Annotated in this window: 19 protein-coding genes; 1 reads left to right on the forward strand and 18 read right to left on the reverse strand. The window is 38.4% G+C overall.

The annotated features are described in order from the left end of the window. The 11 genes from BT1A1_RS16335 to BT1A1_RS16385 form a co-directional block, all read right to left on the reverse strand. Positions 1 to 525 (reverse strand): Rho termination factor N-terminal domain-containing protein (locus tag BT1A1_RS16335; protein WP_034773435.1); only part of this gene is annotated, 525 nt, incomplete at its 3' end. Positions 526 to 1,098: 573 nt separating this feature from the next. Beyond that, positions 1,099 to 2,061 (reverse strand): class II fructose-bisphosphatase, encoded by a 963-nt coding sequence (glpX, locus tag BT1A1_RS16340; protein ID WP_034773232.1) that lies wholly within the window; start codon positions 2,059 to 2,061, stop codon positions 1,099 to 1,101. A gap of 353 nt (positions 2,062 to 2,414) precedes the next feature. Next, positions 2,415 to 3,701, reverse strand: coding sequence for a UDP-N-acetylglucosamine 1-carboxyvinyltransferase (locus BT1A1_RS16345; RefSeq protein ID WP_034773233.1), 1,287 nt, complete (start codon positions 3,699 to 3,701; stop codon positions 2,415 to 2,417). 357 nt (positions 3,702 to 4,058) lie between these two features. After that, the gene (locus BT1A1_RS16350) at positions 4,059 to 4,916 is read right to left on the reverse strand and encodes a class II fructose-bisphosphate aldolase (protein WP_034773236.1); all 858 of its coding nucleotides are present in this window, start codon (positions 4,914 to 4,916) and stop codon (positions 4,059 to 4,061) included. Positions 4,917 to 5,090: 174 nt separating this feature from the next. Then, positions 5,091 to 5,474, reverse strand: a complete 384-nt coding sequence (locus BT1A1_RS16355) for a response regulator (protein WP_034773437.1) — start codon at positions 5,472 to 5,474, stop codon at positions 5,091 to 5,093. A gap of 505 nt (positions 5,475 to 5,979) precedes the next feature. Continuing rightward, positions 5,980 to 6,426 carry a NisI/SpaI family lantibiotic immunity lipoprotein gene (locus tag BT1A1_RS16360; protein WP_034773237.1) on the reverse strand — a complete coding sequence of 149 codons (447 nt, stop codon included), beginning with the start codon at positions 6,424 to 6,426 and terminating at the stop codon, positions 5,980 to 5,982. A 35-nt stretch (positions 6,427 to 6,461) separates the two neighbouring features. After that, positions 6,462 to 7,250 (reverse strand): lantibiotic immunity ABC transporter MutG family permease subunit, encoded by a 789-nt coding sequence (locus tag BT1A1_RS16365; protein ID WP_034773239.1) that lies wholly within the window; start codon positions 7,248 to 7,250, stop codon positions 6,462 to 6,464. Position 7,251: 1 nt separating this feature from the next. After that, positions 7,252 to 7,998 carry a lantibiotic immunity ABC transporter MutE/EpiE family permease subunit gene (locus tag BT1A1_RS16370; RefSeq protein ID WP_034773241.1) on the reverse strand — a complete coding sequence of 249 codons (747 nt, stop codon included), beginning with the start codon at positions 7,996 to 7,998 and terminating at the stop codon, positions 7,252 to 7,254. Between the two features lie 15 nt (positions 7,999 to 8,013). Beyond that, positions 8,014 to 8,706: a lantibiotic protection ABC transporter ATP-binding protein gene (locus BT1A1_RS16375; RefSeq protein ID WP_034773243.1), complete on the reverse strand. Its 693-nt coding sequence runs from the start codon at positions 8,704 to 8,706 to the stop codon at positions 8,014 to 8,016. 446 nt (positions 8,707 to 9,152) lie between these two features. Then, positions 9,153 to 10,604, reverse strand: a complete 1,452-nt coding sequence (locus BT1A1_RS16380; protein WP_034773246.1) for a HAMP domain-containing sensor histidine kinase — start codon at positions 10,602 to 10,604, stop codon at positions 9,153 to 9,155. Further along, complete coding sequence (locus BT1A1_RS16385; RefSeq protein WP_034773250.1) at positions 10,591 to 11,289, reverse strand: response regulator transcription factor; 699 nt, start codon at positions 11,287 to 11,289, stop codon at positions 10,591 to 10,593. The genes BT1A1_RS16380 and BT1A1_RS16385 overlap by 14 nt, the downstream gene beginning before the upstream one ends. A gap of 1,618 nt (positions 11,290 to 12,907) precedes the next feature. On the opposite strand from BT1A1_RS16385, the gene BT1A1_RS16390 reads away from it, so the two are divergent. Then, on the forward strand, positions 12,908 to 13,441 hold the full coding sequence (locus BT1A1_RS16390) for a DUF2529 family protein (RefSeq protein WP_034773253.1): 534 nt from the start codon (positions 12,908 to 12,910) through the stop codon (positions 13,439 to 13,441). 214 nt (positions 13,442 to 13,655) lie between these two features. Here the strand turns inward: BT1A1_RS16390 and BT1A1_RS16395 are convergent, their stop codons facing one another. The 7 genes from BT1A1_RS16395 to BT1A1_RS16425 all read right to left on the reverse strand — a co-directional run bounded on the left by BT1A1_RS16395 (position 13,656) and on the right by BT1A1_RS16425 (position 24,041). Further along, a complete protein-coding gene (locus BT1A1_RS16395) occupies positions 13,656 to 15,263 on the reverse strand; it encodes a CTP synthase (RefSeq protein ID WP_034773256.1) in 1,608 nt (535 codons plus the stop codon). Positions 15,264 to 15,465: 202 nt separating this feature from the next. Next, on the reverse strand, positions 15,466 to 16,047 hold the full coding sequence (gene rpoE / locus BT1A1_RS16400) for a DNA-directed RNA polymerase subunit delta (RefSeq protein WP_034773260.1): 582 nt from the start codon (positions 16,045 to 16,047) through the stop codon (positions 15,466 to 15,468). 653 nt (positions 16,048 to 16,700) lie between these two features. After that, a complete protein-coding gene (gene icmF, locus BT1A1_RS16405) occupies positions 16,701 to 19,979 on the reverse strand; it encodes a fused isobutyryl-CoA mutase/GTPase IcmF (protein WP_034773263.1) in 3,279 nt (1,092 codons plus the stop codon). Between the two features lie 148 nt (positions 19,980 to 20,127). Then, complete coding sequence (locus BT1A1_RS16410) at positions 20,128 to 20,790, reverse strand: TetR/AcrR family transcriptional regulator (protein ID WP_034773265.1); 663 nt, start codon at positions 20,788 to 20,790, stop codon at positions 20,128 to 20,130. Positions 20,791 to 20,823: 33 nt separating this feature from the next. Further along, positions 20,824 to 21,957, reverse strand: a complete 1,134-nt coding sequence (locus BT1A1_RS16415; protein ID WP_034773267.1) for an acyl-CoA dehydrogenase — start codon at positions 21,955 to 21,957, stop codon at positions 20,824 to 20,826. A 47-nt stretch (positions 21,958 to 22,004) separates the two neighbouring features. Continuing rightward, complete coding sequence (locus tag BT1A1_RS16420) at positions 22,005 to 23,135, reverse strand: acyl-CoA dehydrogenase (protein ID WP_034773269.1); 1,131 nt, start codon at positions 23,133 to 23,135, stop codon at positions 22,005 to 22,007. A 54-nt stretch (positions 23,136 to 23,189) separates the two neighbouring features. After that, on the reverse strand, positions 23,190 to 24,041 hold the full coding sequence (locus BT1A1_RS16425; RefSeq protein ID WP_034773271.1) for a 3-hydroxybutyryl-CoA dehydrogenase: 852 nt from the start codon (positions 24,039 to 24,041) through the stop codon (positions 23,190 to 23,192). Positions 24,042 to 24,046 lie beyond the last annotated feature (5 nt).

The raw sequence follows: 24,046 nt of genomic DNA on the forward strand, positions 1-24,046 counted from the left end.
TAGAACGGTTTTCCCTGCTTTAGGCGGAGCAACAATCAAACCCCGTTGTCCAAAACCAACCGGTGTAACTAAGTCCATAATCCGTGTCGACAAGATATGAGGTTCGGTTTCTAACTTGATTTGCCGGTCCGGATATAGCGGAGTAAGTGCCGGGAAATGAACACGTTCTTTCGCAGTTTCAGGGTTTTCACCGTTTACCGCTTCTACATGTAAAAGTCCGAAATACCGTTCATTTTCCTTTGGCGGCCGTACTTTTCCGGATACTTTATCCCCGTTTCTGAGATCAAAACGGCGAATTTGCGAGGCTGAAATATATATGTCTTCTGAGCTTGGCGTATAATTGATCGGACGTAAAAAACCGAAGCCCTCTGACTGGATAATGTCCAAAACGCCTTCCATGAAAAAGAAACCTTCTTGCTCTGCACGTGCCTTAAGAATTGAAAAAATCAGTTCTTTTTTGGTCAATTTACTGTAATAAGAAACTTGATATTTCCGTGCAAGCTCGTACAACTCTTTCAGTTTCATATTCTCCAACTGAGCAATATTTACATTTACATTTACTTCTTCCAAAATCTACACCACGCTTTTCAAATTTACATAGAATGTTTATTTATTTCTGTTTGTTAATAAATTGGGTTGTTCTTTTGAAGGGAATAAAGAAGTGATGATTTGGTAAGCTGTTGGGGCAGCTTGTTTACTTCTTCATAGAATTATTGGTATTCAAAGGGAAATTATTTTCTCTACTGTTTGGCAAATAGTCCAAAACTATATTACCATATTCTTTTAAGAAGCTAAAGTAGTAATATGCCTTAAGTCGAGAAAATTTTTTTACTTTTTTTGACAAAATTCTTAAAAATACCCAATCATGGGTTGATTTACATGATTGGGGTTTATCACAGACTGGATTAACGCAAGCTAAAATGAGTTTTATTCGTGCTTTTCCAACCGAAAAAAGTTCAACACGCATTTTGTCGTCCAAGTTTTTTTCGCAACAAGCATTTACGTCTTTTATTACTGAAAAGGTTTCAAAATCGCTTCACACCCTGATTAATCAACTACCGAAAAAAGTTTCAAAGTCGTATAGACGCCCAATTTTCTTTATTGCATAACAAGGTCCGGTTTTTTCTTAAAGCTATGTCTTCCGTCAATAAAACGAACGGTTCCTGATTTTGCCCTCATAACGACAGAATGAGTTAATCCGTAAGCACCTTTTAATTGAACACCTTTGAGCAATTCTCCATCGGTAATTCCTGTTGCCGCAAAAATTGCATCATCCCCGCAAACTAAATCATCCATTAGTAATGTCTTGTTATAATCGACACCCATTTGTTTACATCTCTCAACTTCTGAATCATTTTGCGGCTGGAGTCGACCTTGTAACTCTCCGCCCAGACATTTCAAAGCAACCGCAGCAATAACTCCTTCCGGTGCGCCGCCAATTCCAAACAGGATATCGACACCGGTATGATCAAACGCGGTGTTAATCGCTGCGGCAACATCTCCCTCATTAATAAGTTTAATTCGTGCACCGGCTTCCCTGATTTCGTGGATAATTTTTTCGTGACGCGGTCGATTCAAAATTGTTGCAACAACGTCTTCAATATCTTTATTTTTTGCTTTTGCTACCGCACGTAAATTATCGATAACCGGTGCATTAATATCGATTTGTCCGACAGCTTCGGGACCGACGGCAATTTTATCCATATACATGTCAGGCGCATGTAACAAATTCCCTTCATCGGCAATGGCAAGAACTGCAAGCGCATTCCAGCTCCCGGAGGCTACGATATTTGTTCCTTCAATCGGATCAACGGCAATATCAACACACGGGCCATTTCCTGTACCAAGTTTCTCACCTATATAAAGCATTGGGGCCTCATCCATTTCCCCCTCGCCAATGACTACGGTTCCTTTCATAGGGACTGTGTTTAAAACTTGTCGCATTGCTTGAGTTGCAGCATCATCCGCTTCATTTTTCTTTCCCCGTCCCATCCATCTGGCTGATGCTAATGCGGCGGCTTCCGTCACTCGAACTAATTCCATTGACAAACTTCTTTCCATCCGGTAATCCCCCTGAAAAACTATTTTTTAACGAATAACATAGATCCAATATATTATAACACATTTTTTTATTTTGTAGGACACAATTGAAACAAAATAATGGAAAAGATTGTTATGTCTGTCAGCGAAGGTTAATAAAATGTTAAAAAAACCGTGTAAGCGGATTTTTGACGCACACTATCTTACGGATTGAGGTTAAAGAAAAGTCGCTTGATTGGACGGGTCATGATGTCAAGCGACTGCTGAGTGAAGGGAGAACCGGGATTCAATCGACCTTATTTATGAATTTTTTGAGAGGCATGTGGTCAGACATTTTTTCATATGCCTCGGTCAACCCCTAGCTATGACAAACATCAGGAGTTTTTCACCTGCTCCATTTCTTCTTCCGTCAGCGTTTCCCTCCAAACGTTGGCCCCTAAACCTTGAAGCTTTTCGACAACATGACTGTATCCGCGATCAATATGTTCGACACCGGTTATTTCCGTTAACCCCCGTGCCATTAAACCGGCTATTAAAAGTGATGCACCGGCCCGTAAATCAGTTGCTTTTACTTTCGCTCCGTTTAATTGGACGGGACCGGTAATAATGGCTGATCTGCCCTCCACTTTAATATTTGCATTCATTCTTCTTAATTCGTCAATATGTTTGAATCGGGCAGAATAGATCGTATCTGTCACCACACTAGTTCCTTCCGCATTAGTTAGTAATGCTGTCATCGGCTGCTGAAGATCGGTAGGAAATCCGGGATATACCAATGTCTTTATATCAGCGGCAACGAGCTTTTTCGCCTTTGAGATATAGACTTGATCATCTGATGTTTCAACAGACACACCCATTTCTCTTAATTTTGCAATGAGCGACTCCAGATGGTAGGGAATAACATTGTCGACAAGAACTCCTCTACCCATTGCCGAGGCTAAAATCATATATGTACCCGCCTCAATACGATCGGGAATGATCGTATGTCGGCATCCGTGTAAATGGTCTACTCCTTCAATCCGGATAATATCGGTACCGGCACCTTTAATTTTTGCCCCCATATTGGTTAACAATGTAGCAACATCAATAATTTCCGGTTCTTTTGCAGCATTTTCAATTACTGTCTTTCCTTTTGCCCGAACTGCTGCCAACATAATATTGATCGTCGCCCCGACACTGACTACATCAAGATAAATGCGTGCTCCTTTCAATTCATCGGCACGTAAATAGATGGCGCCCTGTTCATTCGTTACTTTTGCACCAAGCGCTTCGAAGCCTTTAATATGTTGATCAATTGGACGGGGACCTAAATGACAGCCGCCCGGCAAACCAATGACAGCTTTTTTGAAACGTCCGAGCATGGCACCCATTAAATAATAGGAAGCGCGCAGTTTTTTCACCTTGCCATTCGGGAGCGGCATTGATGTCATCATTGATGGATCGATTGTTATATCTTGATCTTCTAAGTGTACAACACCACCGATTTCTTCTAACAATTTTTTCAAGATTTCAACATCTGAAATTTCCGGTAATCCTTCGATGGTTACAGGAGATTCAGCGAGAATACTTGCCGGGATTAATGCAACGGCACTATTTTTTGCACCGCTTATTTTGACAGATCCTTTTAATGTTTTTCCACCAATGACTTTTATTTTATCCATGGTTATCTCCCTTCCTACTATAGGTATGACAGATTCATTTATAATCAAGTAATCGTTTTCTCCACTGCTTCTATTTTATCAATTAATTACATATTATCCAAATTAGGATTTATTAACACAGTTCTGTCTACGTTATAACATTTCTGCATGACTAGTTCAACTATATTATTTTTTTGATATTAAATATATATAAATAGAGTAGATAAGTATTAATTATACACGCAACTACTAGCAGCTTTCAAAATATTTGCCAGTACTATAAAAAAGGCTATCCTGATCGGGACGTTGTACTCCCGTTATACGGATAGCCTTAAAATTTATGATTCGATTGGTCAGTGCTAAAGCCAATTCAACAACTTAAGCTTTACCGACAGAGCCAAATTCTTTCATTTTACCTTTTACCGTGTCTTTAATGGTTTCTCTTGCCGGTCCAAGATATTTTCTTGGGTCGTAAAGATCAGCGTTTTTCGCTAGTACTTCACGAACTGTTTTTGCAGAAGCGATTTGGTTTTCTGTGTTCACATTGATTTTTGCAGTTCCAAGTGAGATAGCTTTTTGGATATCATGTGTTGGAATACCGGTTCCGCCATGAAGAACAAGTGGTTTTCCAGTTAATTTTGCAATTTCTTCCATTTCCTTGAAACCTAAGTTTGGTTCACCATGGTAAGGACCGTGTACAGAACCTAAAGCCGGTGCTAGAGCATCAATACCGGTACGATTAACCAGTTCAACACATTCGTTCGGATCCGCATAGATAATTCCTTCGCCAACAACATCATCTTCTTGACCGCCGACAGTTCCTAATTCAGCTTCAACAGATATCCCGTGCAAATGAGCCAATTCAACAACTTTTGAAGTGATTTGAATATTTTCTTCAAATGGGTGATGACTTGCATCGATCATTACCGATGTGAAACCTGCGTGAATTGCTCTTGCGCATGATTCAAAGCTGGAACCATGGTCAAGATGGATGGCAACAGGAACCGTAATTTTATACTCTTCCATTAAAGCTTTTACCATTGCTGTTACTAGCTTGAATCCGCCCATATAACGTGCGGCACCTTCAGAAACACCCAGAATAACCGGGGATTTTTCTTCTTCAGCAGCCTGTAGAATTGCTTGTGTATATTCCAGATTATTGATATTGAATTGACCTACAGCATATTTGCCTGCTTTTGCTTTTTCCAACATTTCGGTCATTGATACTAACGGCATAATGCAATCTCCTCCTACATCAAATTACCAATTTCCACACCCATGAAAAAATATGTAAATGTTCAATAGAAAATGGCTCTTATTTCACACAATTATTATGATACCAAAATCACAAACATTTTACCATGTGATTAAAACTACAAAATAAAAAATTTAGTGAACACCATTTATATTTTACATCTTTTCTAATATTTTATCCGATAAAATTTCCTTAACTGTTTTAGCCAATTCTTCTATATCAAAAGGCTTTGCAATATGGGTAAGTGCCCCTAATTCCTTTGCCTTATGAATCATTTTCAGATCTCCGTCTGCGGTCATAATAATTACACGAATGGATGGATCTATTTCTTTCATTCGTTTCAAAATTTCAATTCCATCCATTCCCGGAATTTTTATATCCAAAACAACTAGGTCAGGTGAATGCATACCCGCAAGTTCCAAAGCAATTTGGCCGTTTTCCGCTTGATAAGTTTGATAACCTTCCTTTTTAAATACCTCATTAAGTAATAAGCGAATGCCAAACTGATCATCCACGATTAAAATTTTTCCATTATCCATTTTCGCTTCTCCCCTATCCTTTAAAATTCCCTTTATCCCAACGGATTCCCCTTCATTTATATTCGACAAAAACTTAACTATTCCTTCTTCGTTATAGAAGGAATAGCGATGTTATAGATTGCTTGTAGCCCAAGGACTTGGAAAGGAGAGATTAAAAACTTGCCCCCTAATGCCAATGCAATAAAATGCAATAAGTTTTTATATAATCTCCTTGTCCCATATTCAGTAAAGTTTGAGTGGAATTATTTCAAGAAATATTTACTCTTCGGGCTGGAAAATATATCGATTCGTTCCTATAAAAATAGTTTTGTCTACCCTTGTTCATGAATTTACAGGATGGCGTTAAGACGATTTTCGGTTGAGTAATCGGTTGTCTTTCTAGTATGTACGGATCAAACGCTGGAAGCAACAGACATCAGCCGCCTATATGATGAGCACCGCTTTCAGATAGTAATGAGTGGCTTAATGATCCCTTTTTGTTTATCAGGATTAGAACTATTGAAAATTATTCATCTACAAGTTTTATTTTTGCTACACGAAATTGATTGTTTATAACTACCGCAACTTCTTCATCCGGACTTACATCTTTTATGCTGTATACCCAACCATAGTTTAAATGCGTTCGTTTCTCATCTTTTCCCTTTGGAACCACTTCAACTTTTTTAAGCTCTTTTTTGCTTAGTATCTCATTATTTTCATTAATCGTGATCGTTTCCGTAACCTTTCCAATCGGTTCATCCAAATCTTCTTTCGTAACTTCCGCTTCTTGAATCACATAGGTTTTACCCTCATAGCTGATTTCCTTAAAATTTTCCATATTCAACTTATATTTCGGCAACTTTTTATCAATCTCCATATTCTCGGAGGCGGTATGTTTCAAATCTTTTAATAGGGAACATCCTCCCAAAAGAATGACCCCGGCAACAGCCATAAGCAGGATGGAATTTTTCACTTTTCTTTTCTCCTCCTTCCCCTGTATTTTTTCCTTTATTCATAGGACTTGCCCCCTTCCCAACGATTAAACCAAACGAAGCCTAGTAATGTTACGAGAATAAAACATATACTTGCGGGTATGATCCCTTTCATCAACTCTTGAAAATACAAGTCCGACAACTCCATTCCGAATGCATGTTTGACCTTAAGCATCAATAACATAGGAACTTGCGAAAGGCGAACGGTCCAAGCCCACGGAATATATGGCCAAATATGATCGCCCACAACCGTTGCCCCAATAATTGCTGAAACAAGGAATCCTCCGCCACCGATCGCAATAGACGCACCCATCCCGAATGCAAAACTGATCAGCAAATGCAAGGAAAAAAGAATAAGTGATCCGACCAAGGACAAAAGCGCTCCTTGCAAAAATAAATCGTAATGCACATTTTCTATGTTCAAAATATATCTCATCCCTAACAACATAAGGAAAGTTGCCAAGAATATATCCGCAATGGCGGCAAAAATAAGTAAAGAAAGTTTTCCAAAGTAAAATTTCGCTCTTGAAACAGGACCCGTCAACACATTCATGAAACTTCCCGACTTTTCTTCTTGATAGGCCATCAAACCGGTAAGTAAAGAAATCACAATCGGTAACGAAACGCTCAATACCTCAAAAAATCCTCCATATATTTTCACTTGCCAAAAAGATGGATCCTTATATCTGGAAAAATACCATAACATAAAAATTGGATAAATAATCGGCATCACAAACACGATCAGCCTAATGGTTGTACGCCTTGTCTTTAGCCATTCGGATGACAAAACATGCAAAAAAGACAATTCAGTTCACCTCTTTTCTCGAAAACCAAAACGCGGTAACAAGAGATAATAAAACAAAAATAACAATGGAGGCAAGAATGCCTATTGGAATAACAGAAGGATCCAACAAAGGATTCCCTTCTTTCAACGGTACACCGTTCGGATGAACACCGACTATCGGTGACATCAATCTCATCCCCCAACTCCACGGAATAAACATCCAGTATGATTCCGGAGCCATGACTACCCCCAAAACAATCCCGATCAAACTGACAATTATGGAAATAACGGTTCCGAATCGGTCAGCAAAAAACAACCCGATTGGGATGTATGCCAACGATGTGATCCATATGGTAAGACTGGCCATTACAACGACAGCAGCTGATGAAATGCTGTTGGGTAAAAATAATTTTAACAGGATCAACAAAATCATCAATTCAATGGATGAAAGCAATGTATAATAGGCAATCACAATGATTTTACTGAACCACATTCGCGGAATGCTGATATCGTGACAACGTAAAGCTCTGTAATTTCCTGACTTTTTTTCTCGCATGGCGGCCAGTGACGCGATCAATGCCGTCCCCAAAGGAAGAAATAGTAACGGCCACCAATTAAATACCGTGTATTCGAAATAATTATATTTGGATTGGATCGTAGGCATGGTAATAATGGCGTATAGTACAAAGAAAAGAGGTGCAATATATACAAGCTTTTTCGCAAAAGTCCGCTTATATTTTAAACGTTCAGATTGTATCATATTCAGCATGATTTACAGCCTCCCTCATAATCCGCTGACTACATCGATAAAGAATTTTTCCAGATCTTGATCTTCCTTTATTTCTCCTTGATATTTAAGTTTTCCGTTTTGGATGATGCCAATGTGATCGGCCAATTGTTTTACTTCCGGCAAAATATGACTGGATAAAATGACCGTCATTCCTTGTTTCGGGAAAGATCTGATAAGTTTTCGTAATTCTTGAATACCAAGCGGGTCCAGTCCATTGGTTGGTTCATCGAGAATCAGAAGCTTCGGATCATTTAAAAGTGCTTTGGCAATCCCTAATCGTTGCTTCATCCCGAAGGAAAACTGCGAGGCTTTCTTTTTCCCTGTATTTTCCAAATCCACGATTTTCAGCACTTCTTTAATTCTTGAATCCGGAAGATTTAATAATTTTGCATGAACCAGCAAATTTTCATAAGCCGTTAAATTGCCGTAAAGGGCCGGTGACTCAATAAGCGCGCCGATCTCCTTAAGATCTTTTCTGCTCCACAGATGCCCATTAAAGAGAATTTCGCCTTTTGTCGGCCGCAAAAGACCCGTTAACATTTTTAAAATGGTTGATTTCCCGGCTCCGTTCGGTCCAAGCAATCCGTAAATCGTTTTTTCCTTGACCCTGATTGATACATGGTCAACGGCAAGTTGTTTGCCGAAAGCTTTGGTTAATTGTTTCGTTTCCAAAAAATACGCTGACATGGTTCTTCTCCTTTCACTTTAAAAAATGAAGTTTTAACTTTTATTCGGTCTTGAATTCTCTCCCTTCCAAATCTTGCACAGTTTGATAAAAGTGAGAATTGATTTTACTTCAGACCTTCAAACAAAAAGCAACTCGTAATGTGATGAAAGTGGCATTTGTCGTGCAATTGAAAAACTCCCATTTCAAGTGCGAGCGTTCTCAAATTTCATACTACCTCTTCAATATAAAGTTTTTATAATGATTTTGATTTAAATTTGACACACTCTACGCATAAGAAACTGAATAATCAGATAAATTTGGAACGTAAACGCCAAATGATCCTCGCCTTAACTAGGTAGGAACGCATTTGGCGCTTGCCAACTTTTTGAAACTTAAAAATAGGGGGAGATACCTCTTTTTATAACAGCTGGAATCTGTCAACATCCTTATTATAAAAATCCTTCTATCAAAAAGATGATTTTTCACTCAATTGATAACAAATAATGGATTGTTCCTTGATATAAAACTCAACGGTTGCACCACCGTTTTCGTTATTGTACGCCTGAATCTGTCCATCAAAATTATTGACAATTTTTTTCGAAATATAAAGACCTAAGCCGACATGGTCTTTATATTGCACATCTTGATAAAATGCTTTAAATAACTGAGAAGTGTCTTTCTCCTTAAATCCAGTCCCCGTATCCGAACATTTAAAATAAATTTTGCTTGAATGACCGTCGGATTCATCATGTACTTCAAGTTTAATTTCCCCGCTGGTTGTAAATCTCAGACTGTTATACAAAATATTATCCAAAACCCTCATTAACATGGCTTCATCAAGAAAATAATATCGTTTGCTTAAGTGGACATCAAAATGAATATGAACGTTTTTTTTATAATGAGCCATGGTTGATATTTCTTGTTTTTTCTCATGAAGCATTTTACCCAAATCAACTCTTTTAATATTCAACAAAAAGTCGACGTTTTCCACTTTATAAAGAAGCGACAAATTGTCCGTAAGCATGCTCATTTTGCTGCAATTTTTCCGAATAATATCCAAATGCGGGGTAATATCAAATTTTTCTATGTCTTTCAAATCGTTAATTAAATCCATTTGCCCTTGAATAACAGTTAACGGCGTTCGTATGTCGTGGGCAATCGACGACACCATGATTTTTCGTTCATCATCGATCTTGGATATGCTTTCAATCATCTCTTTCAAAGCGTCGATCATCGTATTAAACGAATCTTGGATCCTCATAAACTCTTTTCTTTTCAATCCCGAGATCTTAAAATCAAAATCTCCTTTGGAAATTTTATCCGAAGCCTGAAGCAACACTTTAATATTATTAAACAAGGATTTATACAGCTTGGACGTATAAAAAATTAAATAAATCACAAAAAATATTAACGGAGAAATCAACAACACAACATAAATAAACACGATTCCGAGGCGATCCTGATTATTAATGATAAACCCGAAAGGAGCTTTCAGCACATACACCGCTTGAATGGCATTATCATGTTTAATGGGGATAAATCTGTAAACGTAGCTTCCTTTTACAATCTCACGATTAATTACTTCACCGACTTTCACTTTATATCCCGCAACATCCTGATCGCCGTAAAGATGATTGCCATTGATATCCAATACTTCCCCTTCAATTTTTTCACTGTACTGATCTAGATTAATTAGCTCCCCGTTTAAAATGTCCGGAGCGCTTTCTTCAATCTTTTTTTCAATAACATCCAAATATTTCACAAAATAATCCGTCGGTTTAATCGTATTATTTTCGGCAAACATAAAGATAAAATAGATTAAACATAAATAAGTAACTGCCGAAGACAAAATCGTTGATAAAAAGACCTTTACAACCAATAAATAAAAATCTCTTTTTATTGTTTTATCCTTTTTCATTTGTAACATCCCATTTATAGCCTAATCCGTATAATGTTTTAATATAGGAGTTTTCCTTATCCAAAGACCGGATTTTCTTCCGAATGTTTTTAATGCTTTCCGTCACCGTTTCTAATTGACTTTCCGAATCCAATCCCCATACCCGTTCAAAAATTCTATCCTTAGAAAAGACCATATTTTTATTCAACATTAACAATTTAATAATCTCATATTCCTTTTTTGTTAAATGCAATTGAACCCCTTTACAAAAGACTTCATTGGCCAAAAGATCGATGGTAATATTTTTAGAACTTAACAAATGCCTGTCATTCGAACGGATCCGCTCTTCCCGTCTTAAATGGGAATCAATTCTTGCTTTCAACTCTTTTAAACTGAAAGGTTTGGTCATGTAGTCGTCCCCGCCGATGGATAGAGCTTGAACTTTGTCTTCCTCCAACGTTTTTGCGCTGACAAAAATAATCGGACAATTCACTTTGTCACGGATAATCCCACACAATTCCATTCCATCAAGGCCTTCCATCATAATGTCCAAGATAATCAAATCAAAATCATTGTTAATGATTTGCAATGCCTCGGTGCCGTTATGTACATATTCCACCGTGTAATGATAAAGTTCCAAATATTGCTTGATTGTAAGACAAATATCTTCATTATCATCTACAACTAAAATTTTCTTCAAATGCATGCTTCCAGATCCCACCTTATCGTTCATTGAAGTTGGAACACGCTTGTCAAGTCATTCACTATTCATGCAGAACAGATACCCTCTTAAAATATCAGAAAGAATACTCTTATCCATATATAATCTTTTGATAATAGCTTATCCACGTTCTCAAGTTGTTTTCTTTCGTTTTGGATCTAATAACGTTATCAAAATTCCTACGCTCCGTCTAGAATCCAATCACAATGTTTTTTCCTTCGCTGCTCACAATATTTAGAACCAAGTATATTTCTTATTGTAATCTTTCATCATATCCTTAGGAAGTGTAAGATTTGGTTTGTTGAAAATCAATGCTTTGTAATCGATTGCAGATGTATGCCACACTGCCCAAACCTTTGCAAAGGGAGAGAGTAAAAATGTCATAAAGCTACTTGCTTGCCCGTTCCATTCCGCTTTAAGGCTGAGTTCCCATCTGCTAGACAAACGAATACGTTTGCACGAACGAAGTCTGACACTGTCCGCAAGGCTGCACACCGTCAAAAACCATAAACAGACGATTTGATTCCAATCTTTGATCATATACCATTGCGATCTTTCCGTCGCTTGCTTTCATTTTTTGACTTGTTCTATGCGAATAATATGATCAAGTTCACTAATTTTCCTTAAGTTAAACTCCTTTTTCATAAATATTGGAACAGCGCTGCAATTTTTTCTTCATTGAACTTTACTTTCATCATTCTTGATATCAATTAGTAACTACAAATAAAGAAAACTCGGGCGTCCGAGGCTTTAGGCAACCAAGAGCCGTCGCAAGCCAACATTTTCGCTTGCGAGGTCATGCGACCGAAGCTTCTCTATTCACCGAAAAAAAGAGAACCTTTTTCGGCTGCGATTGTATACCGGGAAGCTTTCCTTATACACTTATACGTAACTCTTAACATTTCCCATCACGTCAAATTCGATTCTTTGCTGGATATTTATCCTTTCTTAACGTGTACCAAAAGGTTTATGATTCATCCTCTCATCAAGTAGTTCACAACGAAACGGAAACATCTTTTTATATTACATTAAATAGCAAACCTAATATTTTTCTAATGTTTTTTGGTTATTTTAGCAAATAGGAAAGTATTTCTTTGGCGTTCACTTAAATGCTATTGAATGTAGATTTTCAAAAAAACATTTGTGATCATGGCATAACTGAAAATTCGTACAGCTTCTGGTTATGATAAATCATTTGGAAGAAGCCCCTTGCTTCTAATTATTCAGTAACCCAAAATAAAAAGAGAAGGCGTATGAATTTATTTCATGCGCCTCCTTACAAATCGACATGCACAACATGAAAACCACACACTTCCACCATGCACAGTTGCTCATTTGTCAAATCTGCTGTCAAGTGCTCCCATAATCAACAAAAAGAGGTTGGTCAATCACAGGGTGCGTAAATTATTTCTGATTTTTTCAAAAATAATTTATAAAATTCAACGCGTCGTTGGTTGATTTTTAAAAAAAATCAGATGGGATAAGCCGCCACCTTTTTCTTGAAACAAGATAAAAATTTTTACATTGCAAAAAGCTTAGTATAGATTTATTCTTTTTTAGAGAAGGTGTTTTTGTTAAAATGGGGTGAAAGGAGTGAAGCGGTTTGTCGAAAATATTTACTACGCAATTGATTGGGCGTTTACAAAAAATTAGTGAACAAGAACTTGATATAGAGGATGCAGCCAGATTGTTGGCTCAGGCATTAGTTGGTGAAGGTTCGATTTATATTTTTGGTGAAAATGATTTGAGAAGTGTTTTTTTGGAGGCTAAATATGGACAAGAGCCTTTGCAAAGAGTGCAAGAATGGACCGGTGATACATTTGAACAGCTATCGACGGCGGATCGTGTGTTAATTTTTTCACGAAATATTGCTAATGAGCAAGTTGTGGTGCTGGCTAAAAAACTGCGTTCGCTTCAGGTGCCGTTTGTTGTTGTCGGTTCAATATCTGTGAAAGACGTAAATCCAGTAGAAAATTTAGCTGATGTATGTATCAATCTCCATATTGACACCGGCCTTGTTCCGGATGAGCGGGGTGGCAGAACGATGTATCCGCATGCGATAGCCGCATTATATGTTTATCATTCGTTAAAATTCCGAATTGATGAAATAATGGAAGATTATGCATTTGGTTCTTAACATAATAACCGGTTTATTGGACAGTTTTCGCTTGATGATTTCGCATTTTGTCCATAATAGCCCCTCTATTAAAAAACACCCAAAAAGGCTTAAAGAAAAATTTCACTAAATGTAGTGAATAAGCTTTTTGGGTGCGAACCTATGGTAGTTTCATTATTTTTTGAACAATTCTCTTTCTAATTTAGCGTTGGCGAAGGATGCCAAATGAACAAACTTATTTTCCTTCCCGATTATTTAAAGATGAACGGATAAACTCTCTGAACAATGGATGTGGTTTTGTCGGTCTCGATTTAAACTCCGGATGAAATTGCGATGCGACGAACCATGGATGATCTTTTAACTCAATAATTTCAACTAAACGGCCGTCCGGACTAACTCCTGAAAAAACAAAACCTTTTTCTTCCATTATTTGACGGTATTGGTTATTAAACTCATAGCGATGACGATGACGTTCATAAATGAGTTCATCTTCATACGCATTAAATGCCTTCGTTCCTTCTACAATTTTACATGGGTAAAGGCCAAGGCGTAATGTTCCTCCCATATCTTCTACATCTTCTTGTTCCGGTAAAAGTGCTATAATCGGATGTTTTGTGTCCGGATTAATTTCAGAACTATGAGCACCGTTTAATCGAACGACATGACGAGCAAATTCAATGGAAGCTAATTGCATTCCTAAGCATATCCCAAGGAAAGGAACTTTGTTTTCACGAGCGTATTGAATTGCTGTAATCTTCCCTTCAATTCCGCGATCACCAAAACCGCCCGGTACCAAAATACCGTCTGCATCACCAAGTAATTCCGCCACGTTTTCTTCAGTCACATGTTCAGCATTAATCCAATGAATATCTATATCCGAGTCAAATACATAACCGGCATGCTTTAATGACTCTACAACCGATATATAGGCATCTTGTAATTCGACATATTTACCGACCAAGGCAATTTTGACCGTCTTGGACAAGTTTCGAACTTTATTTACCAATGCTTCCCATTCGGACATATTCGGTTCATGGCTGACGATTTTTAAATAATTGCAAACAATGGTATCCAAACCTTGGGACTGCATAGAAAGGGGAATTTCATATAAAGTATCCGCATCCCTTGATTCAATTACTGCTTGCGAATCGATGTCACAGAATAAAGCGATTTTATCTTTCATCTCTTGGGAAATTGGCATTTCTGTTCGTACAACGATGACATTTGGTTGAATCCCGAGACTGCGTAACTCTTTTACACTATGTTGTGTTGGTTTTGTTTTCATTTCACCGGCTGCTTTAATATATGGAACAAGCGTGCAGTGAATATACATAACATTAGATGAACCAAGATCGCTCTTTAACTGGCGAATGGCTTCCAAAAATGGTAATGATTCAATATCTCCGACGGTCCCGCCAATTTCTGTAATGACAACATCAGCATTTGTTTCTTTTCCGGCACGATAAACTTGGTCTTTGATTTCATTCGTAATATGCGGAATGACTTGAACAGTAGCCCCAAGATAATCCCCGCGACGTTCCTTTTTTATTACCCGTGAATAAATTTTTCCTGTCGTAACATTGGAATATTTATTTAAATTAATATCGATAAAACGTTCATAATGGCCTAAATCGAGGTCTGTTTCTGCACCATCATCGGTAACAAACACTTCACCATGTTGATACGGACTCATGGTTCCCGGGTCCACATTGATATATGGATCAAATTTTTGAATGGTTACTTTTAAACCGCGATTTTTTAGTAAGCGGCCGAGTGATGCTGCAACAATCCCTTTTCCTAAAGATGAAACAACCCCGCCTGTGACAAATACATATTTTGTCATAATGAAATCTCTCCTTACTATTTTTTCTAATCATAGTTTACAAAACCAGTGGTTACTTTATAAAAAAAAGAAAAAACAAAAAAGCCCCACTTACTGATGTAAGGGAGCTATTTGCTTTTTTAAAATGAACAAATATATTTTTATTTTTTATTGAGCCCAAATAGAATAATACATAGGAAAAGTTAAAATGTCAAGAATGTGCTCACGATTCTTCGTCTTCTTCAATATATTCGTCTTCATCTATATCTTCTTCATCGTCCAACTCTTCCTCAAATTCCTCATCGATGATTAGTTCCTCATCTTCTTCCTCAACAATATCTTCGTCATCTTCAAATACATCATCAACATCTTCAAGGTCATCTTCTTCTATAAATTCATCCTCATCTTCATCCTCATCGATGAATTCATCTAAATCTTCTTCGTATTCAACAAGATCCTCTTCCAATTCCTCAAAATCGTCTTCCACTTCATCAACTTTTGCCTTTTTCTTTTTCGAACGGACTGTCGGAACAAAATCATCTTCATATTGTTCAACCGGATACCATCCTTTATATCCCCAAATATTACCGCCGACATTTAAAAACCGACCGTCAATGTTCAAATCCGTATAAAATTGAGCAATATTTTCCTGGACTTCTTCCTTTGTTGCACCCAATAATTTAGCAACCTCATCTACTAAATCATTTAGGTGCATAGGTTGTTTTCTGTCATACAAAAGTTCATATGCAATTTCGATTAATGACATTTCCTGTAATTGTTCTTGGGTTAAATTTTCTAAACTCACTTGTGCACGTCCTTTCTCTCTTAACAAAAACAGAAAAGATTTCTTTATGGAATGATTGCTATAAAAACTGGATACCCACTCTTCATGCATATTATTCATTATAAACAAAAGTTATCTGTTTATGCTAGTCTGTGTCATTCGTCAAATAATGATATTTTATGGCGTGGAATTAGTCACCTTTTTTATATTCTTGCCAGGCAATATAGATAAAAAATATAGAGAGAATTAAAAATGGAATAGCACCCAGCTGCATATCATAGAAAAAAGATATTCCATATATAGAGAGAATAATTATAACGACGATTAGAAGATATTTCAAGTTCATTTCACTTCCCAATAACGACATCTTGGGGTAGAGATAATCTTATTTATAAAATCCCTATTTCCTTCTTTCCTACCAATTTTATTATAAAACAATTTATTGTCAATTTTTAGATGTCCGGCGAAAATATTTTTATTCGTATGGTGAAACATTAAAGTTAGTTTTAAAGTTCACTTCTTTAATTATACCCGGCTAAACTGACTCTGAAAAGCGTTGGCTTCACACCTGAAAAACTGAAAAATGAAAGCAGGGGATTCCGACTTTGCATCATATGAGTCGGTACTCCCCTTTTAATATCTTATTTTAGTTATCATTTTTTGCCGTATCCGGTTTATACATTCCTTCGATACTGACCGCCGACTTCGTACAGGGCATTGGTAATTTGCCCGAGGCTGGCGACTTTTACCGTTTCCATCAATTCTTCAAAAATATTCCCCCCGGAAAGAGCCACCTGTTTTAGTTTCCGCAATGCATCTTCCACTTTATCTTGATTTCGTTCTTTAAATTTCATTAAGTTTTTAATTTGAGTTTCTTTTTCCTCTTTTGATGCCCGGGCTACTTGGATATTATCTATTTCTTCTTCTTTTGGCGGATTCGGATTTAAATATGTGTTCACGCCAATGATCGGCAGTTCCCCTGAATGCTTTTTCGTCTCATAGTATAGTGATTCATCTTGAATTTTTCCGCGTTGATATTGACTCTCCATCGCACCGAGAACACCACCGCGATCATTCAGTCGCTCAAATTCCTGTAATACTGCTTCTTCAACAAGATCTGTTAATTCCTCAATGATGAAGGAACCTTGCAACGGGTTTTCATTTTTAGCTAGCCCATATTCTTTTGTAATAATCATTTGAATGGCCATCGCCCGACGTACCGATTCTTCTGTCGGCGTTGTAATTGCTTCATCATAGGCGTTTGTATGGAGCGAATTGCAATTATCATAAATCGCCATTAATGCCTGTAAAGTGGTGCGAATATCATTAAAATCAATCTCTTGAGCATGAAGGGACCGACCGGATGTTTGAACATGATATTTCAATTTTTGACTCCGTTCATTGGCCCCATATTTTTCTTTCATGACAATCGCCCAAATTCTCCTTGCTACACGGCCGATAACACTATATTCCGGATCGAGCCCGTTTGAGAAAAAGAATGACAAGTTTGGAGCAAAGTCATCAATATGCATGCCACGGCTTAAATAATATTCTACATACGTAAAGCCGTTCGCCAAGGTGAAGGCCAATTGGGTGATCGGATTGGCACCGGCCTCGGCTATATGGTAACCGGAAATGGATACCGAGTAATAGTTTCGAATTTGATGATCGATAAAATATTGTTGAATATCCCCCATCATACGTAAGGCAAATTCAGTCGAAAAAATACATGTATTTTGTCCTTGGTCTTCTTTTAAAATATCCGCTTGTACCGTACCCCGAACGGTTGACAATGTGTAGGCTTTAACTTTTTCATATTCTTCTTCGGTTAATGGTCGCCCTAATTCTTTTTCCTTAAGTTCAACTTGCTGTTCAATGGCGGTATTCATGAACATAGCAAGAATAATCGGTGCCGGTCCATTAATGGTCATCGAAACGGATGTTAACGGATGGCATAAGTCAAATCCTTGATACAATTTTTTCATATCATCTAAGGTACAAACACTGACACCGCTCTCGCCAACCTTTCCATAAATGTCAGGTCGATAATCCGGATCCTCACCGTACAATGTAACGGAATCAAACGCCGTACTTAGTCGTTTGGCCGGGTCATCTTTTGACAAATAATGGAAGCGCCTGTTGGTTCGCTCCGGTGTCCCTTCTCCGGCAAATTGACGTTTCGGGTCTTCTTCTTTCCGCTTAAACGGGAACACTCCAGCCGTAAAAGGAAATGCACCCGGAACATTTTCTTTATATACCCAACGTAAAATTTCCCCATAATCCTTGTATTTTGGTAAAGCGACTTTCGGAATCCATAAACCTGAAAGACTTTTTGTTCGTAATTCAGTCGTTATTTCTTTATCACGGACTTTAGTTACGAGCCGGTCTTTTGCGTATGTTTCTTTTGTTTGATCCCAGTTTTCAATAATTTTTTTCGAAGTATCGTTCAGCTTGTCGGCCATCTTGTTTTTCCAAGCTTCTAATAAATCAATGAGCGCCCCTTCTGTTTCATTTCCTTTAGTTAGCTCGATGGTACCTTCGATTTGGAAAAGTTTTCGGGCATATTCAACTTGTTCTTCAACCCTTTTATGATAATTTCTGACAGTATCAGCAATCTCCCGTAAATAATACCGTCTACTGTTTGGGATGATAATATCATGTTTTTCAACAACCTCTTTTTTAGAATAGGAGGTTGACCAGCCCAAGTGCAGCACCTCATTAAATTTCTCAATGATAGCTGCAAATAATGCGTTTGTTCCCGGATCGTTGAATTGACTGGCGATGGTCCCATAAACAGGCATTTTTTCGGGCGATACATGGAAAAGTTCATGACTGCGTTGATACTGTTTTTGTACTTGCCTTCTTGCATCCTCTGATCCTGTTTTTTCAAATTTGTTAATGGCGATAAGATCAGCATAGTCAATCATATCGATCTTTTCTAATTGGGACGGTGCTCCGAACTCACTGGTCATAACATAGAGGGCGACATCGCTAATTGCGCGAATTTCGGCATCACCTTGGCCGATCCCGCTCGTTTCAACAATGATAAAATCAAATCCGGATGCTTTTGTAATTGCTAAAGCATCTCGAATGGCGAGTGACAATTCACTTTTGGAGTTACGGGTAGCCAAAGAACGCATAAATACACGCGGTGAAAAAATGGCGTTCATTCGAATGCGGTCACCAAGAAGCGCACCGCCGGTTTTTTGTTTCGTTGGATCAACCGACAAAATGGCCAATTTTTTTTCGGGAAATTCACTTAAAAAACGAAGGACCAATTCATCTATTAGGGAACTCTTTCCGGCCCCGCCTGTACCGGTAATACCAAGAACCGGTACCGCTTTTTCCGCTTCCTTGACCTTTTCTAAAATCGTTTCAAGTCCTGGAGCCAATTCACCAACATTTGTTGCGATCCGTTTGTCTGATAAATATTCCGCCAATGTAATCATTTTGGCAATTGCGTATTGGTTTTGGTTTTGTAAATTCACAACTTGGTTGGCTACTTCCTCATTGATTGTTGGAAAATCGCATTGTTCGAGCATGAGGTTAATCATTCCCTGCAACCCGAGCACACGTCCATCTTCCGGTGAAAAAATGTGAGCGATTCCATATTCATGTAATTCTTTTATTTCTTTTGGCAGAATTACACCGCCACCACCGCCAAAAATCCGGATTTGTCCGGCACCCTTTTCATGAAGGAGATCATACATATATTTAAAAAATTCCATGTGTCCACCCTGATAAGAAGTAACCGCAATTCCTTGAACATCTTCTTGGATGGCGGCGTTAACAATTTCCTCAACAGAGCGGTTATGTCCCAGATGGATGACCTCGGCTCCACTCGCTTGAAGAATCCGCCGCATAATATTAATGGTCGCATCATGACCATCAAACAGACTGGATGCTGTCACAAAGCGAATCGGATGTTTTGCTTGGTAAACCTTTGTCTCCATGCTTTCTCCCCCTATCCCCTTATATGAAAAAATGTTCTTAATTAAAACCCGTAACTCGTAGTAACGAATACTTTTTGAACTACGTGTCAAAAATTGTTTTCTGGTCAGATTTATACCCGCAACACGAAAAATGCTTTTTGCCTTGCGTTTAAGCTGGCTTAAATGGATGATCTCTCTTTTTCCCGGAGAAAGTTTGCACCCCTTGGATAAACAGTTCAACCTGCATATTGGTATATTCATCTAGTGTGTATATTTTTTGTAATGCCCACCGGCGGAAGCTCCACATTTGCCCATGAACAAAAATATTATGAGCCAACAATTTTATTTCTTTATCATTTAAAAGCAGCCCGTAGTTTTCACTAAACAATTGAATCAACTGTTCAAACATAGCCACCATTTGCATTTCCTTTTTCAAAACATATGGCAACGATTCTTTTGTCAATGATTTCGCCTCTTGATATAACACCAAAACCTCATCCTGCATTTCATCAATCACCAGGAAATATGAAGTAATTCCTTCCCGAATCGTTTCAATGGTGACTTTTTTCAAATCAAGTGCGTCCTGAATTTTCGACTGAACTTCATCATATATTTGATCACAAACTAAATATAAAATATCTTCCTTTGAACGAATGTATTCATAAAGGGTTCCAATACTGAAACCGGCTTTGCGGGCAATCTCCCTTGTCGTCGTACGATGAAATCCCTTCTCCTTAAAAAGAGAGATGGCCCCTTTAACCATTTGCTCCCGGCGAATATTAATCAATCGCTCATCTTTTACGGAAGCGTAGACTTTTTGTTTTTCTGCCAAAGGACCACCTGCTTTCCGTTAAGACTTTCTTAATTAGAGCATCCGGGAAATGACTAAACGCTGAATTTCTTGGGTACCTTCATAAATTTGAGTTATTTTTGCATCACGCATAAATCTTTCCACTGGATATTCTTTTGTATATCCATAACCGCCGAAAACTTGAACAGCTTCGGTCGTTACCTTCATGGCTGTATCTCCGGCAAATAATTTAGCCATGGCAGACGCTTTTCCATAAGGCAGTCCGGCCGATTCCAACCAAGCTGCTTGATATGTTAATAGTCTTGCCGCTTCAATATTTGTTGCCATATCTGCTAATTTAAACGATATCCCTTGATTGGCGATAATCGGTTTCCCAAATTGGACCCGTTCTTTTGCATAACTAACGGCAGCATCTAATGCACCTTGGGCAATACCGACTGCTTGAGCCGCAATCCCGTTTCTTCCTCCATCTAATGTCATCATTGCAATTTTAAAGCCTTGACCTTCTTCACCTAAAACATTTTCTTGCGGCACGATACAATCTTCAAAAATGATTTCCGTTGTCGGGGATGAACGAATACCCATTTTCTTTTCTTTTTTCCCTACTTTAAATCCGGAAAAGTTGCTTTCTACAATAAATGCAGTCGTCCCTTTATGTTTTGACTCAGGGTCCGTGGTGGCAAAAACGACATAAATTTCAGCAACTCCGCCATTGGTAATAAATATTTTCGAACCGTTTAAAACGTAATGATCCCCTTCTTTTCTTGCCATTGTTTTCATCCCGCCTGCATCTGACCCCGAGCCGGATTCCGTCAGACAGTAAGCTCCGATTTTCTTCCCTTGCGCCATCGGTTTTAAATATTTTTGTTTCTGTTCTTCTGTTCCAAATTTAAAAATCGGCCAACCGGCAAGCGATGTATGTGCAGATAATGTAACGCCCGTCGAAGCACAAACCCGGGATAATTCCTCTACCGCAATGGCATAGGCTAAAAAGTCGCTGCCAATACCGCCGTATTCTTCCGGCCATGGAATTCCGGTTAAACCAAGCTCGGCCATTTGATCAAATATTTCCCGATCAAATCGTTCCTCTTCATCCCGTTCACTGGCGGTAGGTGCTACTTCATTGATGGCAAAATCACGGACAATTTTTCGAATCATTTCATGTTCTTCAGATAATGTAAATTGCATAGATATCCCCCTTTTTTTTAAAAACTGATACGATTATGAATGGAAAATTATAAATATTTTGTAATCACGACTTTTTGAATTTCATTTGTTCCTTCGTATATTTGGGTTATTTTTGCATCACGAAAATAGCGCTCCACATCATACTCTTTTATATACCCATAGCCGCCAAAAATTTGGATCGCTTCGGTCGTTACCTCCATTGCCGTATTGGAAGCAAACATTTTCGCCATGGAAGCTTCTTTTGAACAGTTTATTCCTGTCCCTTTCAAGTAGGCAGCTCGATAAACGAGTAATTTCGCCGCTTCAATCTGTGTCGCCATCTCAGCTAATTTAAAACTAATGCCTTGGTTTTCAATAATCGGAACCCCGAATTGCCTCCGCTCTTTTGCATAAGCGTTGGCTTGTAAAAATGCCCCTTCTGCAATACCTAAAGCTTGGGCGGCAATTCCAATTCGTCCCGCATCAAGGTTGGCCATGGAAATTTTATAGCCTTCTCCTTCTTTGCCGAGCCGTTGACTTTCATGGACACGAAGATGATCAAACATAATTTGGACTGTTTTGGAACCATGCAAGCCCATCTTTTGCTCATTTTTACCGATGATAAAACCCGGTGTATTTTTTTCGACAATAAATGCGGTAATTCCTTTAGAACCGAGGGCGGGATTTGTTTTTACGAAGACAATATATACATCCGCTTCCCCGCCGTTTGTTATAAATATCTTACTGCCGTTAATGACATAATGATCGCCATCTTTAACCGCCCTTGTTGAAAGACTGCCTACATCCGAGCCGGCATTCGGTTCAGTTAAGCAAAAGGCACCTAGGTACTTTCCGCTTGCCAATTTTGGGATATATTGCTGCTTTTGCTCTTCTGTCCCAAAGTTCAAAATCGGATAGGTACCGACCGAGGTATGCACGGATAAAATAACTGCAAGTGTCGGACTCACTTTCGCTATTTCATGAATTGCCATCATATAGGCGGTGAAATCCATTCCGGTACCGCCATATTCGATTGGAATCGGGATTCCCATTAAACCGAGTTCCCCCATTTTTTTTATGAGATGTCGGGGAAACTGTCCCGCTTCCATGTTTGAAACAAAGGGCGCAATCTCTTTTTCAGCAAAATCTCGAACCATTTTCTGGAGCAACAATTGTTCTTCGGTAAATTGCAGATGCATATATGTTTGCCCCTTTCTGTGTTGTCTTTGAAAAGTAGAAAATATTTGTTTCGTTTACTTATATACGTAAAACCCGCGGCCGGTTTTTCTGCCTAACCAACCGGCACTTACATATTTCCGTAATAATGGACATGGCCGGTACTTATCATCACCTAAACCTTCAAACAATGTCTCCATTATAAACAGACATGTATCCAGCCCGATCATATCCGCCAATGTTAGCGGACCCATCGGATGGTTCATACCGAGTTTCATGACACTGTCAATGGCTTCTTTTGAGGCAACACCCTCATATAATGCATAAATGGCTTCATTGATCATCGGAATTAAAATGCGGTTTGAGACAAAACCGGGAAAATCATTTACCTCAACCGGTTCTTTATTCAAATTTCTTACAATCGTATAAATTATTTTATATGTTTCATCACTCGTTGCCAGCCCGCGGATAACTTCAACCAGTTTCATAACTGGCACCGGATTCATAAAATGCATACCGATTACCTTTTCCGGCCGACTTGTTACCGATGCGATTTCTGTTATCGGCAAGGATGATGTATTTGTAGCTAAAATCGTTTCTTTTGGAGTGATTTCATCCAGCTGTCGGAAAATACTTTTTTTCGTCTCCATATTTTCTATGACGGCTTCAATGACGACATCGCATGTTGAGCCGTCCTCAAGATTGGTTGATGAACTCATCCGGTTAATGATAGCTGTCTTTTCCTCTTCGGTCATTTTTCCTTTCGCTACCTGTTTTGTAAGTCGCCCGTATATACCAGCCATCCCTTTGTCCACTGCCTCTTGATTGATGTCCTGTAATATGACTTCATAGCCTGCTTGTGCACAAACTTGGGCAATCCCTGAACCCATTTGGCCACTACCTACAACCATAATTTTTTGTACATCCATCTGTT

This window comes from Caldibacillus thermoamylovorans, assembly GCF_000751775.1.
Lineage (GTDB): Bacteria > Bacillota > Bacilli > Bacillales > Caldibacillaceae > Caldifermentibacillus > Caldifermentibacillus hisashii.